Source organism: Georgenia sp. Z1491 (assembly GCF_057652395.1).
The window spans coordinates 1068486-1084003 of the sequence record NZ_CM172729.1 but is presented as its reverse complement, the minus strand read 5'-3'; the positions used below and the strand labels follow the sequence as shown (position 1 = coordinate 1084003).

Below are 15518 nucleotides of genomic sequence, written 5' to 3'. Positions count from 1 at the left end.
TCGACGGGTCACGGGCCTTCCGCGAGGTCGCGGCGACGGCGCCGAGGAGCCCGGGAAACCGGTCAGGGAGCGGCGCGGACGAGCTCGACGGGCGAGACCTGGCCGATCCCCTCCAGCCCGGCGGCCGGCAGCGGCACCATCCGGAACGTGCCGACGCGGTCCCGCGCGGAGAGCTCGTCGGCGGTGGCGGAGTCCATGAGGACGGAGCCCGCGGGGGCGACGTCGACGAGGCGCGAGGCGAGGTTGACGCTGGGGCCGAAGATGTCCCCGAACCGGGAGACGACCTCGCCCCACACGAGCGAGGCCCGCACCGGCAGCATCCGCTCCTTGGCGGTGAGCGCGGCGATGAGGTCGACGCACACCTCGGCGGCGAGCACGAGGTCGTCGGCGACGTACAGCACGGCGTCGCCGATCGTCTTGACGATGCGGGCACCGGCGGAGGTGATGACGTCCCGGGACGTGTACTCGAAGGTCTGCACGAGGTCCGCGAGCGCCGCCGAGCCCAGCTCGGTCGACCGGCGCGTGTACGCGACCATGTCGACGAACCCCAGCGCGCGCGTGAGCGGGTAGCGGTCGGCGCCGCCGGGGCCGAGGTCGGCGCTCGGCTCACGGGTGGCGACCTCCGCCTCGGTACGACGCAGGAGCGCGGCCAGCTGGCGTCGCCAGGCATAGGTCAGCTGCTTCTCCAGCACCTCCGTGTGGCCGCCGACACGGTCGAGGAACAGGCGCCGGGCGCTCGTGTCGTCGATGCCGAGCTGCCGCGAGAGGCCCTCGACGAGCGCCTCGGTCTGCCACAGGACGAGGCGGTCGGTCGTGTGGGACTGCGCGCGCAGCAGCGAGATCGCGGTCGACATGTCGATGCGGCCCTCGTCGAGCTGGCTGGCCATCGAGCGCAGGGCCGAGACGTCGGAGTCCGTGAAGACCACGTGGTTCTCCCCCACGTTGGGGAACCCCATGGCGCGCCAGAACGTGTGGGCGAGCTCGAGCGACGTGCCGGCCCGCTCGGCGAGCTCGCGGATCGTGTAGACGGCGTCGGAGCCGACGAGCGCGCGGACCCGCTCGTCGACGGTCCCGGCGTCGACGCCCGCGACGGCGGTCGCGACGTCGGCATCCGGTTCGGGAGGCACGTCGGGGACGGTGTCCGCGCCCTGCCCGGGGCGCGCGCGGCACCCACCGTCGACAGGGCCGACGGCAGGTCGACCCTCCGGCGTGTGCTGCATCACAGAGCGATGGTAGTGGGTGAGGGCGGTCCGTGGGTGGGACTCTCGTCCCGGGTGGCGCTCCGGCCCCGCGGGCCGCCGCTCGCCGGGGCGGGTGCGGGACGGGAGCGGGGCATCAGCCGGACAGGCGGGTCTCGTCGTCGAGGACGGTCCCGTCCCCGGCCGTGCCGTCCCCCGCGGGCACCGCCGGTTCGGTCTGGACGAACCTCAGGTGCGTGACGTCGCCCGTGACGAGCACGTGCTCCACGCCCGAGCGGTCGATCACGACGAGCGCGCCGGTCGGGTCGAGCCGGCCGGCGGTGCCGACGATCTCGGTGTCGTCGGGCAGGGTCACGCGCACTCGCTTGCCGAGAGTGACCGTCCCCTCGGCGACCTCCTCCGCGAGGGCGGCCGCGTCGGCGTCCCCACCGGCGGCGACGAGCCGGTCCACGAGGCCCGGCAGATGGGCCCCGAGGGCCTCGAGCACCTGGGCGGGCGTGACGTCGATGCCGACGTCGCCCAGGCCGGCCCCCCACGCGACCGGGGCGCTGCCGGGGGCGACGTTGATGCCGATCCCGACGACGATCGCGCGGGTGCGCGGACTGACCTCGACGAGGATGCCGGCCACCTTGCGACTGCGGCCCCAGCCGTCGAGGGGCTCGGTCCCGGCGCCGAGGAGCACGACGTCGTTCGGCCACTTGGTCGCCGCCGGCGCCCCGAGGTCGGTGAGCGCCCGGCGTACGGCGAGCGCGACCACGAGCGGGATCCAGGTGGTCCGTACCGGCGGCAGGTCCACGCGCAGGACCACCGAGGCGGTCAGCGCGTCGCCGGCCCCCGTGCCGGTCAGCCACTCGCGACCGGCCCTCCCGCGCCCGGCGGTCTGGCGCTGGGCGACGAGCACCGACAGGTGCGGCCACTCGTCCGGGTCGGTGTCCGCCAGCGCAAGGGCGTCGGCGTTGGTCGAGCCGGTCGAGGGAAGCTCGACGACGCGGCTGAAGGGGCTCATGGGCGAAGCCAACCACGTGTCGCGCCCCGCGCGCGGCTGCGCCACCACGAGAACTCGCGAGTCGGCGTCCAGATCGCTCCGGGCGGCGTCGAGGCGGTGCGGAGGCACCAGGCTGGAGACGGCTCGGGACGCTGCCCGGACCGCTCCGGACGACGCACCTCGTCGAGGCCTGCCCCGCAAGCATCTAGGCTGCCACGGGTGAGCGACGCCAGACCCGACACCGCCGGCACCCGGGCCAAGATCGACGACCTCGCACGCCGCCGTGCCGAGGAGATCGACACCGTGACGGAGGCCGGCGCGGCCAAGCAGTCAGCCCGCGGCAAGCGCAGCGCGCGCGAGCGCATCGAGGCGCTGCTCGACGTCGGCAGCTTCACGGAGCTCGACGCGTTCACGACCCTGCGGTCCACCGCGTTCGGGCTGGACAAGAAGCGGGTGGCGGGCGACGGCGTGATCACCGGCCACGGCACGATCGACGGCCGGCAGGTCTGCGTCTACAGCCAGGACTTCACCGTCCTCGGCGGCTCCCTCGGTGAGGTGCACGGCCAGAAGATCGCCAAGGTCATGGACCTCGCGCTGCGCACCGGAGTACCGATCATCGGGATCTCCGACGGCGGCGGTGCACGCATCCAGGAGGGCGTCGCGGCGCTCACCCAGTTCGCGGAGATCTTCCGCCGCAACGTCGCGGCCTCCGGCGTCATCCCCCAGATCTCGCTCATCCTCGGCCCGAGCGCCGGCGGCGCCGTGTACTCCCCCGCGCTGACGGACTTCATCGTCATGGCCGAGGGCACGTCGAACATGTTCATCACCGGTCCGGACGTCATCCGCTCGGTCACGGGCGAGGACGTCGGGTTCGAGGAGCTCGGCGGGGCCTCGACGCACTCCACCCGCTCCGGCGTGGCGCACTACGCGGCCAGCGACGAGGACGACGCGATCGACTACGTCCGCGCCCTGCTCTCCTTCCTCCCGAGCAACAACCTCTCCGAGCCGCCGACCTGGCCGCCGGCGGACGGCGAGGACTCCGCGGAGATCGTTGCGATCGACCACGAGCTCGACGACCTCGTGCCCGACTCGGACAACCAGCCCTACGACATGCACACGGTGATCGAGCACGTCGTCGACTACGGCGAGTCGCTCGAGGTCTCCGCGGCGTTCGCGCCCAACATCATCACCGCGTTCGGCCACGTCGAGGGCCGCCCGGTGGGGATCATCGCCAACCAGCCGAGCTCGATGGCCGGCACGCTGGACATCGACGCCGCGGAGAAGGCCGCCCGGTTCCTGCGCACGTGCGACGCGTTCAACGTCCCCATCCTCACGTTCGTCGACGTCCCCGGGTTCCTCCCGGGCACCGACCAGGAGTGGCAGGGCATCATCCGGCGCGGCGCCAAGCTCATCTACGCCTACGCCGAGGCGACGGTCCCGCTCGTCACGGTCATCACGCGCAAGGCCTACGGGGGTGCCTACATCGTCATGGGCTCCAAGCAGCTCGGGGCCGACATCAACCTCGCCTGGCCGACGGCGCAGATCGCGGTCATGGGCGCCGGCGGCGCGGTCAACATCCTCCATCGCTCCGCGCTGCGGAAGGTCGACGAGGAGGGCGGCGACGTCGAGGCGGAGCGGGCGCGCCTGACCGGCGAGTACGAGGACGCGCTCATCAACCCGTGGGAGGCCGCGCAGCGCGGCGACGTCGACGCGGTCATCGCCCCGCACGAGACGCGCTCCCAGGTGGTCCGCGCGCTGCGTGCGCTGCGGACGAAGCGGGCGTCCGGTCCGGCGAAGAAGCACGGGAACATCCCGCTGTGACGAACCTCGGCGACGCGCGGGACTGGACCGGCCCAGAGGGGGACGACGAGCTGGTCGCCGCACACGAGCGTCCCGGCGAGGCGCGCCCTTCGGTGTCCGACGTCGAGGCCCTCGCGGCGCTGCGGGTGCTGTCCGGCACGCCCGACGAGGACGAGCTCGCCGCGCTGCTGGCCGGACTGGCCACCGCGCGGGCGCTGGCGCGGACGGAGGGCGCGCCGGGGAGCGGAGAGGCCGACGGTCCCGAGCGCGGTCCCTCCGGCGCGGGATCGGCGTGGACCGACCACGCCCACCGGCTCGGCGTGCGCAGCGTGGGCGCCGGCGCCTGGCGGTGGTCCGCTCAGCGGTAGCCGGGCGCCGCCGATCCAGGCGCTCCGGTGTGCGGCCCCCACCCGTACTGCCGGGCGAACGCCGCCGTCAGCTGGGCAAGGCTCGGGGCGCGCACGGCCGTGGCGAGCTCGTGCAGGAGCCGCGCGTCGGGCTCAGGCATGGTCCGCGCGACCATCCGCATCCGGAAGGGCCGGGCCGCCTGGGTGCCGGACCGCAGGGTCACGTAGATCATCGTGTCGACCGACGGGAGGCCCTCGGCCGGCGGGCGCGACCGCGGGTCCGGGCGCACACCCCGCCGCCTCCGGTACTCGATGAAGCCGACGTCGGCGACGTCGTCGAACGAGGCGTGCTCGCCGCGCACCGTGACGGTCCGGGCACCGCGGTCGTAGCTGATCCTCCGCACGAGCGGCCGGGCGAGGAGCGCGTAGCTGGCGGCGAAGACGAGCACGCACAGGCCGACAGCGACGAGCGCCATCTCGTGCGAGGCCGCGCGCCTCGCGGCCCCCTCCGCCCGGAAGACGCCGTAGCCGAGCACCGCGAACGGCGCCGCGTACAGCAGGCAGCGCCAGACGAACCCCCACAGCGCGGGCCGCGGGATCGAGACCGCACCGGAGCGGGCGACCGCGCCGGGTCCGTGGGCGGACCACCGGCTCATGGCGTCACCCGGGACCGAGGTTCTGGCACGAGGGCCACGGTAGCTGCGGGCCGGAGCGGACCGACCCGCCCGGCGGGCCCAGGCCTGGTCACCCTGCGGTCGTGCCGTTCCCGTGCGCCTGCGCGTGCCGCTCCCACACGCGGCGCAGGCCGGGGTCGGCCTCGAGCTGCCGTTCCCGGTCGGCCGGGCGGGCGGCGGCGAGCTGCTCGATCATCTGCCGCGCACCCGCCGGGTTGACGAGCGCCGCGTACTCGTACACCGCGGCCGTGGAGTCCGCACCCGTGACGCCGGTCAGGTCACGCGGCCCCTCGGTGAGGACCGTGACGGCGCGGGCGCGCTCGGTCAGCACGGCGGGGTCCACCGTCTCCTCGCCCTGCGCCTTGCCGCCGGAGGCGGCGTCGTCGTGACCCTGGAGCCGCTCGACCTGGATGCCTGCCCCGGCGAGCGCCTCCGCCACCTCGCGGGAGGCGCGCACGCTGCCGCGGATCGCGGTGGCGAGCGTCTCGACCGGGAGCGAGAGGTTGCCGGCGACCCGCGCGAGGCCGTCGGGGTCGGGCCGCCCGGTGAGCGGGCCGACGAGCAGGTAGCGGACCATGCCCTCGGGCCGGGTCGGGTCGGGCACCTCGTGCCAGGTGGGCCGGTCGATGAACCCGCCGGCCACGAGGGCCTCGACGGCGTCGGGCGCGGGCGTGGCGGACGTGCGGTGGATGGCCTCGGCCAGGAGTTGCGCCTGGGGCCGAGGGATCCGGCGGAGCGGCGCGCCCTTGAGGTAGACGGGAGCGACGACGTCGGTCCCGCGCCCGAACGCCATGTGGACACCGGGCTTGCCGAGCATCCCGAAGCTCGACGGCCCGATGTGCAGCTGGTCGATCTCGTTCAGCGGCACGGTGCGCCCCTTGGCGGCGACGGTCCCCGCGCCGAGGTCGACGTCGACCCGGACGTACGGGCGCAGCGTGAGCCAGAAGATCAACGCCGTCAGCGCGAGGCCGATCCCGAACCCGCCGATCGTCCAGGCCACGGACCCGCCGCCGACCGAGAGACCGCCGAACGCCCCGACGAGCGCGACCCCCACCGTGATGAGGACGAGGACGGGCGCGTTGTCCACGATCGCCCCGCGAGTGATCGGCTGCGGCCCCGGGGCCGTCGGTGCTGGTGAGGTCACCGGCATGAGGCTACCGGCGCGGGTCCGGCACGGACGGACGCCCGACGAGGGATCGACGAGCGGTCGGTGAGGCATCGATGAGGGCCCGGTGAGACATGGCACAGCCCCTCGACCGCACGCCAGGTCACGGTTTAGCGTCGGCTCGTAACATTCCGATAACGAGGAGAACCGACCGACGTGTTTGCACCCCCGCGCGGCCGCCACGCCCGGCGCCGCACCCTCGCCCCCCGGGTCGCCACCGCACTCCTGACCGTCGCCGCCGCGAGCGCGACCGTCACGACCGCCCAGGCGGCCGAGGCGCCCTCGGGCGTCCGCACCGTCAGCCCCGTCATCCGCACCGACGCCGGCTGGCAGAACCAGGTCGCCAACGCGATCGCCGCCCAGACCAACGCCTACCGCGCCGCCAACGGCCTGTCCCAGCTCACGCGCACCGGGTCCATCGACTCGGTCGCGCAGTCCTGGTCCAACCACCAGGCGAGCATCGGCTCGATGGTCCACCGCGGCGACTACGGCCGGTCGGCCGTGCCCGCCGGATCGACCGGCACCTCGGAGATCCTGTCCTGGGGCATCTACCCGGACCACCAGGCCGACTACTTCATGAGCCAGTGGCGCAACTCGCCGGTGCACAACAACATCCTGCTCACGGGGTCCTACACGCACTTCGGCGTCGGCGTGGCGGTCTCGGGGGACGGACGCGTGTTCGCCACCCAGAACTTCGCCACCTACCCGGGCGGCGGCCCCGGCGGCTCGACCCCCGCGCCGGCCGAGCCCGCGCCCGCGGAGCCGGCCCCGGAGCCCGAGACCGCGCCCCAGCCCGAGGCACAGCCGCAGGACGAGACCGAGGCGCAGAACGACCAGGTGGCCCCGGACACCGATGCCGCGCGCGAGGCGGACGCCGCCTCCCGCGACGCCGCGCGCACCGAGCCGGAGCCGGCCCCCGAGCCCGAACCCGAGCAGCTGCCCGGCACGCCGCGCTTCCTGCTCTCGGACGAGCTCGCCGGCGACGCCGCGCACAGCTTCCTCTACGGCGTCGAGGGCGACGAGATCTTCGTCGGCGACTGGGACGGCGACGGGTCCGACTCGATCGCCGTGCGCCGCGGGAACGAGATCCACCTGACGAACACCCTCGGCACCGGACCCGCCGAGCAGGTCGTCCGGCTCGGGGAGCCGGGCGACGAGATCGTCCAGGGCGACTTCGACGGCGACGGCACGGACACGTTCGCGGTCCGTGACGGCAACGTCCTGCAGATCATCAACGACCTCGAGAACCCGGGCGAGATCGAGCTCGCCGCCTTCGGTGCCGACGGGGACACGCTCCTCGTGGGCGACTTCGACGGCGACGGCACGGACACGTTCGGCATCCGACGCGGCTCCGACGTCATCTGGACGAACGATCCGACCGGCGCAGGCGTGGACGGCGAGATCTCGCTCGGCCGCGACGGTGACCTCGTCCTCGTGGGCGACTGGGACGGCGACGGCGCGGACAGCCTCGCCCTCCAGCGTGGCGCCGACTTCTTCGTGACGAACGAGATGGCCTCCGACGCCGAGGTGATCGAGACCCGCTACGGGCGCGACGGCGACGTCGCCGCGTTCGGCGACTGGGACGGCGACGGCGCGGACAGCCTCGGGGTCGTCCGCATCGAGCAGACCCGCTGATCCACGCTCGACCCGACGGGGTCACCGGCCGACCGGCCGGTGGCCCTGTCGTCGTTCATCGGGGTCGCGGCTCGTCCGGCCCGGGGCCACGCCGAGCTGGACATTTCGCCATCGAGACGGACCGCAGCGCGGTCCAGCTCGACCCGGAACAGTCCAGGTCGGCGCGGAGCCCGGCCGGTCAGCGCGACTCGGGCCAGTCGTAGAACCGGTGGATCGCCCCGCGGGTCGCCTCGGCGTCGGGCGCCCCGCTGGTCCGGCACAGCTCGGCGAGCAGCCAGGCGTCGCGCTGGCGCATCCGACCGCCGAGGGGGCGGGCGAGCGGGCGATGGACGACGGCGCCGGACGCCAGGCGTACCCAGACCGTCGGCGCGCCGCCGGTGGCCGCCCGCATCCCGGGTGGGACCACCCCCCGACGCGCCACCTCGGAATGGGTGGTGATGGCGGCGATGTCGTCGAAGGAGGCCTCCTCCTCGCGCACGGCCACCCGGCGTCCGAGGAGGTCGACCTCGAGACGGCGCCCGTGATGACGCAGCACGGCCACGACGATCGCGAGCACGACCACCCACGAGAGGGCGAGGACGATCCCGACGAGGGGCCAGTCGACCGGGGTGACCTCCATCGCTCGCCACCACTGGGTGCCGATGACGACCGCGGCGCTGAGCGGCACCATGAGCGCCAGGTAGAGCGCGAGCCGCCAGGCGTTGTCGCGGAACGGGTGCGGGGCGACCGGCACGAGGCCGTGCTGCGGCGAGAGGTCGGGGTAGGGACGCACGGAGGGACCTTAGTCGACCCGGACCCGCCCCCTACGCTGAGGAGGTGACCACCACCTCGACCGGCCCCGAGTCTGCCCCGCGCGCCACCACCGCGATCGACGCCCTCGCCGAGCGGCACCTGGCCGCGGCCGCGGCGCTCGACCCGATCGACGCCACCGACATGGGCCTGCCCGGCCACGAGCACGAGTGGCCGGACCTCACCCCGGACGGCGTGGCCGCCCGGGCGGACCTCAGGCGCGCCACGCTCGCCGAGCTCTTTCGGCTCGAGGCGGCCGACGACGTCGACGCCGTCACCGCCGACGTCCTACGCGAGCGCCTCGGCGCCGGGATCGCCCTGCACGAGGCGGGCGAGGACCTCGCGCCGCTCAACAACCTCCACGGCCCGCTGCAGAACCTGCGCGACACCTTCGACCTCATGGCCACCGACACCGCGGAGCACTGGTCCTGGATCGCCGAACGGCTACGCACCCTCCCCGGCGCCCTGGCCGGCTACACGGAGGCGCTGCGGACCCAGGCCGCGCAGGGCAGGTACCCGTCCCGGCGGCAGGTGCGGATCGGCGTCGAGCAGGCGCGTGAGCTCGCCGCCGAGGACTCCTTCTTCACCGCGTTCGCGGCCGGCGCCCGGCCGGACGGCGCCGTGGCGTCTGGGCAGCTCGCGGCGGACCTCGAGCGCGGCGCCGAGGAGGCGCGGGCCGCCTACGGCGCGCTCGCGGAGACGATCGAGACCGAGCTCGCGCCGCACGCGGGCGAGGGTGACGCCGTCGGGGCCGAGCGCTACGCCCTGCACTCGCGCTACTTCCTCGGCGCGGACGTCGACCTGGAGGAGACGTACGCGTGGGGGCTGGAGGAGGTCGCTCGGCTGACGGCCGAGCAGGAGGCCGTGGCGGCGGAGCTGTACGGGCCGCGCACCACGGTCGCCGAGGCGATGGCGAACCTCGACGCCGACCCGGCGCGCACGCTCCACGGCACCGATGCGCTGCAGGAGTGGATGCAGGCCACGTCCGACCGGGCGGTCGCGGAGCTCGCCGAGTCGTCCTTCGACATCCCCGAGCCGGTGCGCCGCCTCGAGTGCCGCATCGCCCCGACCCAGACCGGCGGCATCTACTACACGGGTCCGAGCATGGACTTCTCGCGCCCCGGGCGCATGTGGTGGTCCGTGCCGAAGGGCGTCACCGAGTTCGGCACCTGGCGCGAGCTGACGACCGTCTACCACGAGGGCGTGCCCGGCCATCACCTGCAGATCGGGCAGACCGCGTACCGCTCCGAGCTGCTCAACGCCTTCCGCCGGGTGGGTGTGTGGGTCTCCGGCCACGGCGAGGGCTGGGCCCTGTACGCCGAGCGGCTCATGGAGCAGCTGGGCTACCTCGACGACCCGGGCGACCGGATGGGCATGCTCGACGGCCAGCGGATGCGCGCGGCGCGCGTGGTCCTCGACATCGGCGTGCACCTCGGGCTGCCGCGGCCCGCCGACCTCGGCCCCGGCCGGTGGGACGCCGAGGTGGCATGGCCCTACCTGCAGGAGAACGCCAACTCCGACGACGCCTTCCTCGCCTTCGAGCTCGACCGCTACATGACGTGGCCGGGCCAGGCACCGAGCTACAAGGTGGGCCAGCGGATCTGGGAGCAGATCCGGGACGAGACCGCCGCCCGCGAGGGGGCCGACTTCGACCTCAAGCGGTTCCACCGACGGGCCCTCGACGTCGGCTCGGTCGGCCTCGACACCCTCCGCCGCGCCCTCGCCTGACCCCCACCCCTCTGTCGTCGGGAGTGCGGTCAGGACCCGTCGGGAGTCCGGTCCGTCGTCGACGGCGCGCGACGAGCGCGCACCGTCCTGGCCATACCCTCGTCTGGTGCTCCGTCTCCTGCTCGCCTCCGCCTCGCCCGCCCGCACCGCCACCCTGACCGCAGCCGGGATCGCGCACGACGTCCAGGTCTCCGACGTCGACGAGCCCGCCGTGCTCGAGGCGCAGGCGCGCGCGGCGGAGAAGGCCGGCGATCCCCCGCCGTCACCCGCCGACCAGGTCCTCGCGCTCGCCCGCGCCAAGGCCGAGGACGTCGCCGACGCGGGCCCGACGGCGGAGCCCGGCTCCGCGCACGGTCGCACCCTGGTCCTGGGCTGCGACTCGATGCTCGAGGTCGACCTCGGGGGCGGGGTCGAGGTCGTCGGCAAGCCCGGCGACGCCGAGACGGCCACGCGCCGGTGGCGGGCCATGCGCGGCTCCACGGGCGTGCTGCACACGGGGCACTGGCTCGTCGACGTCGGGGCCGGGCGGGACGCGGCGACGGGAGACGACCGCGCGGAGGGTTCCGGCGTCGGGGGCGTGTCCTCGGCGGTCATCCACTTCGCCGACCTGTCCGACGCCGAGATCGACGCCTACGTCGCGACCGGTGAACCCCTGAAGGTGGCCGGTGGGTTCACCGTGGACGGGATCGGCGGGCCGTTCGTCCGCGGGATCGAGGGGGACTTCCACGGCGTCGTCGGGGTCTCGCTGCCGCTGCTGCGCGAGCTGCTCGGCGAGCACGGCGTCGCGGTGACCGACCTCTGGGCCTGACGGCCGGGCGCCGTCCCGTCACCGGCACACCCGCCGAGCTCGTGCCTCACCTGGCGAGATCGTGCCTCCCACGCACGACCTCGCCGGGTGAGGCACGACCTCGACGCCGGGGCCGGGCACACGCGGGCGCCGGGCGCGCACGGCGACCCGGCGCACAACGTCACACCGGCCCTCGTTGGGCCGCGGCGCGACGTCCGGCTAACGTAGCGGGGCAACGCGCGCGCACATCGGCGTCCGCGCCCCGAACGGCAGCGAGGAGAGGTATGGCGAACGAGGGTCCCTACCCGCTGCCGCGCAAGGTGCTCGTGGCCAACCGCGGCGAGATCGCCGTCCGGGTGGTGCGCGCCTGCCGCGACGCGGGCATCGCCACCGTCGCCGTGTACGCCGACCAGGACCGGGAGGCCCAGCACGTCCTGCTCGCCGACGAGGCCTACGCACTGTCCGGCACCCGCGCCGCGGAGACCTACCTCGACGCCGCCAAGGTTCTCGACGCCGCGCGCCGCTCCGGCGCGGACGCCGTACACCCCGGCTACGGCTTCCTGTCCGAGGACGCCGCCTTCGCGCGCGCCGTCACCGACGCCGGGATCCTGTGGGTCGGCCCGCCGCCGGAGGCGATCGAGTCCCTCGGGGACAAGGTGACCGCCCGGCGCATCGCCCAGTCCGTAGGCGCCCCGCTGGTGCCCGGCACGAAAGACCCGGTCTCCGGCGCGGACGAGGTCGTCTCGTTCGGCACCGAGCACGGCTACCCCCTGGCCATCAAGGCCGCCTTCGGCGGCGGCGGCCGCGGCCTGCGGGTGGCCCGCAGCGCCGAGGAGGTCACCGCCCAGTACGACTCCGCCGTGCGGGAGGCCCTCGCGGCGTTCGGCCGCGGCGAGTGCTTCGTCGAGCGGTTCCTCGACCGGCCCCGGCACGTGGAGACCCAGTGCCTGGCGGACGCGCACGGCAACGTCGTCGTGGTCTCCACCCGCGACTGCTCGCTGCAGCGCCGCCACCAGAAGCTCGTCGAGGAGGCCCCCGCGCCGTTCCTCACCGAGGACCAGAACGCGCGCCTCGTCGAGGCGTCGAGGGCCATCCTCTCGGCGGCCGGGTACGTGGGCGCAGGGACCTGTGAGTTCCTCCTCGGCGTGGACGGCACGATCTCCTTCCTCGAGGTCAACACCCGCCTCCAGGTCGAGCACCCCGTGACCGAGGAGGTCAGCGGCCTGGACCTCGTGCGCGAGCAGCTGCGCCTCGCGGCCGGCGAGCCCCTCGGCTACGACGAGGTCCTCCTGCGCGGCCACTCCATCGAGCTGCGGATCAACGGCGAGGACCCCGCCTCGGGATTCATGCCGGCGCCCGGCACGATCACCGAGCTCGCCTGGCCCTCGGGCCCGGGGGTGCGCGTGGACTCCGGGGTCGTCGCCGGCGACGAGATCTCCGGTGCGTTCGACTCGATGCTCGCCAAGATCATCGTCACCGGCGCCACCCGCACCCAGGCGATCGAGCGCGCGCGCCGCGCCCTGCGCGAGACCCGGGTGGCCGGCGTCCCGACGGTGCTGCCCTTCCACGCCTCCGTCCTCGCCCACCCCGACTTCGTCGCCTCCGACGGCGCCGACGGCTTCCGCGTCCACACCACGTGGATCGAGAACGACTACGCCGACGAGCTCAGCGGCCTGCCGAGCACCCGCCCCGAGGCGCCGCCCGCCGACGACCCCGCGCCCGAGCCGGCGCCCACCGAGCGGGTCGTCGTCGAGGTAGGAGGCAAGCGGCTCGAGGTCGTCATCCCCGCGGGCCTGGGCATCTCCCAGAACCGCTTCGGCCGCGGCCCGGTCCGCCGGCCCCTGCGCCGCTCCGGCGCCGCCCGGGGCAACGGCTCCTCCGGTTCGGGCGGCGACACCCTCACCGCACCGATGCAGGGCACGATCGTCACGTTCGCCGTGGCCGAGGGCGACCTGGTCGAGGCCGGCCAGACGGTGGTGGTCCTCGAGGCCATGAAGATGGAGCAGCCGCTGGCCGCCCACCGCGCCGGCCGCGTGACAGGGCTGTCCGGCTCCGCCGGCGCCACCGTCTCCGCCGGGACCGTCATCTGCACGATCGTCGACCCCGGGCCCGACGACGCCGCGCCGACCGCCGGGGGCGACGCCGCCGCGGGCGGGGACACGCCCGGGACCACGCCGTCGCCGGTCCCGCTGCCGCCCACCCCGTGACCACCTCCGGCCCTCCCCCGTCCGTCGCCCGCCTGCGGCGCATGCCGGGGGACGGCTGGGTCGAGTGCGCGTGCCGCGCACGGCACTGGGGCCTCAACGGCGCCGCCGGTCTCCTCGCCTGGCGACCCGCGGGCGGCGACGTCGAGGTCGCGCTCCAGCACCGCGCCGAGTGGTCCCACCACGGCGGCACGTGGGGCATCCCCGGGGGCGCGGTCGCCGACGGCGAGAGCGCCCTGACCGGGGCGCTGCGGGAGGCGGCCGAGGAGTCGGGCATCGAGACGGACCACCTCACGGTGCACGCCACGCGCGCGCTCACCCACCCGGACTGGTCCTACACGACCGTGCTCGCCCGCGCCGCCGACGAGGCGACCGTCCGGGCCGCCGACATCGAGTCCCTCGAGGTCCGCTGGGTCCGACTGGCCGAGCTGCGCGGAGGGGACCGCCCGCTCCTGCCGGCGTTCGCCGACTCCCTGGACGAGCTGGGCCGGATGCTCGGACGGGTGGTCCTCGTCGTCGACTCCGCCAACGTCGTCGGCTCCGTCCCGGACGGCTGGTGGCGGGACCGCGCGGGCGCCACGGTCCGGCTGCGTGACTCGCTCGCGGACCTCGCCGCAGCAGGGCTGCCGGCGGCCGAGGTCGGGCTGCCCGGTGACCGCTGGTACCCCGAGGTCCATCTCGTCGCCGAGGGGGCGGCGCGCGGGGTCGGTTCGACCACGGCCGTCACCGTCCACGACGCGCCCGGCGAGGGGGACGACGAGATCGTCGGGCTCGCCGCCTCCCTCGCGGGCGACGCTCCCGGCGCACCGGCGCAGGGCTTCACGCGTGTCGTCGTCGCGACGGCCGACCGCGCGCTGGCCGGGCGGTGCCGCGCGGTGGGCGCCGTCGTCGTGGGCCCCTCGGTCGTCCGCCCCCGCTCCTTACGCGCATGAGCGACGGCGCGGCGGCGGGGGCCGGACCGCCGCGCCGCGTCGAGCCGCTCCGCCTGCCCGGGTTCCGCGGCCTGTGGCTGTCGACGTCCGTCGGTCAGGTCGGGGCGGCCGTCTCGGTGCTCGCCGTCGACGTCCTCGTCATCGACGTCCTGCACGCCTCGGAGACCCAGGTCGGGATCGTCCGGGCGGCCCAGTTCCTCCCGTACCTGCTCATCGGCCTCGTGGCGGGCGCCTACGTCGACCGGTGGCGGCGACGGCCCACGCTCGTCGGCGCCAACCTCGCCCAGGCCGTCCTCCTGCTGGTGATCCCCGCGCTCCACCTGGCCGGGGCACTGACCGTGCCGGCGACCGCCCTCACGCTCTTCGGCGTCGCGGCGTGCGGGGTGATCGTGGCAGCGGCCGAGCAGTCCTACCTCCCGGACCTCGTCCCCCGGGGTGCGCTCGTGGCGGCTAACGCGCGGATCGGCCAGGCGGCGACCGTCGCCCAGACCTCGGGACCGGCTTTCGGTGGCCTGGTCGTCGCCCTGCTCACCGCCCCGTTCGCGCTGGCCCTCACGGCCCTCGCGCGGCTCGGCTCCGCCCTGCTCGTGGCGGGCATCCGCGAGGTCGAGCCCCCGCCGGCCCCCGAGCGGCCCCGCCTGTGGCGCGGCATCGGTGAGGGCCTGCGCCTCGTCTACCGGCATCGCACGCTCGGACCGCTGGCGATCTCCACGCACGTGTGGTTCCTCGCCAACAGCGCGGTGACCACCGTCCTCGGGCTGTTCGTGCTGCGCGACCTCGACCTGTCCGTCGCCGCATACGGTCTGGTCCTCACCGCGGCGGGCGTCGGCGCGCTCGCCGGCACCCTGGTCTCCACCCGCGTCGCGGCGCGGCTCGGCGACGGCCGGACGGTCGTGCTCGGCCGGGCCCTCATGGTGCCCGCCTGGGTGGCGGGCGCCCTGACCCCCGCCGACGCCGCCACCTGGGTCCCGGTCCTCTGGCTCGTGGCGGTGCAGCTCGTCCACGGCTTCGGCATGGGCGTCGAGGACGCCCCGGAGATGGGGTGGTGGCAGCTGCGCACCCCGCGCGCGATGCTCGGGCGGGTCAACGCGAGCAGGCGGTCGGCGAACCGCACCGTCGCCGTGGTCGGCGCGCTCCTCGGCGGCGTGCTGGCGGGGGCGGTCGGGTACCGGTGGACGTTCGTCACGGTCGCGGCGGTTTTCGCCGTCGCGGCGTCGGTGGTGGCGCTCTCGCCGATGCGCGACGCGCGGATCGGCGCGGAGGACTGAGACGG

Annotated in this window: 13 protein-coding genes; 8 read left to right on the top strand and 5 right to left on the bottom strand. The window is 75.1% G+C overall.

Going from position 1 to position 15518, the window contains the following annotated elements:
• Positions 1 to 62: 62 nt before the first annotated feature.
• Together AC24HA_RS05110 and AC24HA_RS05105 are read right to left on the bottom strand one after the other, a co-directional pair.
• A complete protein-coding gene (locus AC24HA_RS05110) occupies positions 63 to 1127 on the bottom strand; it encodes an adenylate/guanylate cyclase domain-containing protein (RefSeq protein ID WP_425709275.1) in 1065 nt (354 codons plus the stop codon).
• Positions 1128 to 1335: 208 nt separating this feature from the next.
• Positions 1336 to 2205: a biotin--[acetyl-CoA-carboxylase] ligase gene (locus tag AC24HA_RS05105; protein ID WP_425709276.1), complete on the bottom strand. Its 870-nt coding sequence runs from the start codon at positions 2203 to 2205 to the stop codon at positions 1336 to 1338.
• A 198-nt stretch (positions 2206 to 2403) separates the two neighbouring features.
• Between AC24HA_RS05105 and AC24HA_RS05100 the strand changes: the two genes are divergently transcribed.
• Together AC24HA_RS05100 and AC24HA_RS05095 are read left to right on the top strand one after the other, a co-directional pair.
• A complete protein-coding gene (locus AC24HA_RS05100) occupies positions 2404 to 4005 on the top strand; it encodes an acyl-CoA carboxylase subunit beta (protein ID WP_425709277.1) in 1602 nt (533 codons plus the stop codon).
• Positions 4002 to 4352 carry an acyl-CoA carboxylase epsilon subunit gene (locus AC24HA_RS05095; RefSeq protein ID WP_425709278.1) on the top strand — a complete coding sequence of 117 codons (351 nt, stop codon included), beginning with the start codon at positions 4002 to 4004 and terminating at the stop codon, positions 4350 to 4352. The genes AC24HA_RS05100 and AC24HA_RS05095 overlap by 4 nt, the downstream gene beginning before the upstream one ends.
• Here the strand turns inward: AC24HA_RS05095 and AC24HA_RS05090 are convergent.
• Positions 4343 to 4987, bottom strand: coding sequence for a hypothetical protein (locus AC24HA_RS05090; protein ID WP_425709279.1), 645 nt, complete (start codon positions 4985 to 4987; stop codon positions 4343 to 4345). The genes AC24HA_RS05095 and AC24HA_RS05090 overlap by 10 nt on opposite strands.
• 88 nt (positions 4988 to 5075) lie before the next feature.
• Positions 5076 to 6149: a hypothetical protein gene (locus AC24HA_RS05085; RefSeq protein WP_425709280.1), complete on the bottom strand. Its 1074-nt coding sequence runs from the start codon at positions 6147 to 6149 to the stop codon at positions 5076 to 5078.
• 177 nt (positions 6150 to 6326) lie between these two features.
• On the opposite strand from AC24HA_RS05085, the gene AC24HA_RS05080 reads away from it, so the two are divergent.
• Positions 6327 to 7805, top strand: a complete 1479-nt coding sequence (locus tag AC24HA_RS05080; protein ID WP_425709281.1) for a CAP domain-containing protein — start codon at positions 6327 to 6329, stop codon at positions 7803 to 7805.
• 178 nt (positions 7806 to 7983) lie between these two features.
• Here AC24HA_RS05080 and AC24HA_RS05075 read toward each other — a convergent pair whose 3' ends face one another.
• Positions 7984 to 8577 carry a hypothetical protein gene (locus AC24HA_RS05075; protein WP_425709807.1) on the bottom strand — a complete coding sequence of 198 codons (594 nt, stop codon included), beginning with the start codon at positions 8575 to 8577 and terminating at the stop codon, positions 7984 to 7986.
• A gap of 44 nt (positions 8578 to 8621) precedes the next feature.
• Between AC24HA_RS05075 and AC24HA_RS05070 the strand changes: the two genes are divergently transcribed.
• The 5 genes from AC24HA_RS05070 to AC24HA_RS05050 all read left to right on the top strand — a co-directional run bounded on the left by AC24HA_RS05070 (position 8622) and on the right by AC24HA_RS05050 (position 15513).
• On the top strand, positions 8622 to 10322 hold the full coding sequence (locus AC24HA_RS05070; RefSeq protein ID WP_425709806.1) for a DUF885 domain-containing protein: 1701 nt from the start codon (positions 8622 to 8624) through the stop codon (positions 10320 to 10322).
• 106 nt (positions 10323 to 10428) lie between these two features.
• Positions 10429 to 11130, top strand: a complete 702-nt coding sequence (locus AC24HA_RS05065) for a Maf family protein (protein WP_425709805.1) — start codon at positions 10429 to 10431, stop codon at positions 11128 to 11130.
• Positions 11131 to 11393: 263 nt separating this feature from the next.
• Positions 11394 to 13316: an acetyl/propionyl/methylcrotonyl-CoA carboxylase subunit alpha gene (locus AC24HA_RS05060; protein ID WP_425709804.1), complete on the top strand. Its 1923-nt coding sequence runs from the start codon at positions 11394 to 11396 to the stop codon at positions 13314 to 13316.
• The gene (locus AC24HA_RS05055) at positions 13313 to 14245 is read left to right on the top strand and encodes an NUDIX domain-containing protein (RefSeq protein ID WP_425709803.1); all 933 of its coding nucleotides are present in this window, start codon (positions 13313 to 13315) and stop codon (positions 14243 to 14245) included. Before AC24HA_RS05060 ends, AC24HA_RS05055 begins: the two co-directional genes overlap by 4 nt.
• On the top strand, positions 14242 to 15513 hold the full coding sequence (locus AC24HA_RS05050) for an MFS transporter (RefSeq protein WP_425709802.1): 1272 nt from the start codon (positions 14242 to 14244) through the stop codon (positions 15511 to 15513). The genes AC24HA_RS05055 and AC24HA_RS05050 overlap by 4 nt, the downstream gene beginning before the upstream one ends.
• Positions 15514 to 15518: the final 5 nt, after the last annotated feature.

Bases quoted from the DNA above. Each gene is read 5' to 3' on its own strand.
- AC24HA_RS05060 (WP_425709804.1), top strand. From the start codon at position 11,394: ATGGCGAACGAGGGTCCCTACCCGCTGCCGCGCAAGGTGCTCGTGGCC.
- AC24HA_RS05050 (WP_425709802.1), top strand. From the start codon at position 14,242: ATGAGCGACGGCGCGGCGGCGGGGGCCGGACCGCCGCGCCGCGTCGAG.
- AC24HA_RS05105 (WP_425709276.1), bottom strand. From the start codon at position 2,205: ATGAGCCCCTTCAGCCGCGTCGTCGAGCTTCCCTCGACCGGCTCGACC.
- AC24HA_RS05090 (WP_425709279.1), bottom strand. From the start codon at position 4,987: ATGAGCCGGTGGTCCGCCCACGGACCCGGCGCGGTCGCCCGCTCCGGT.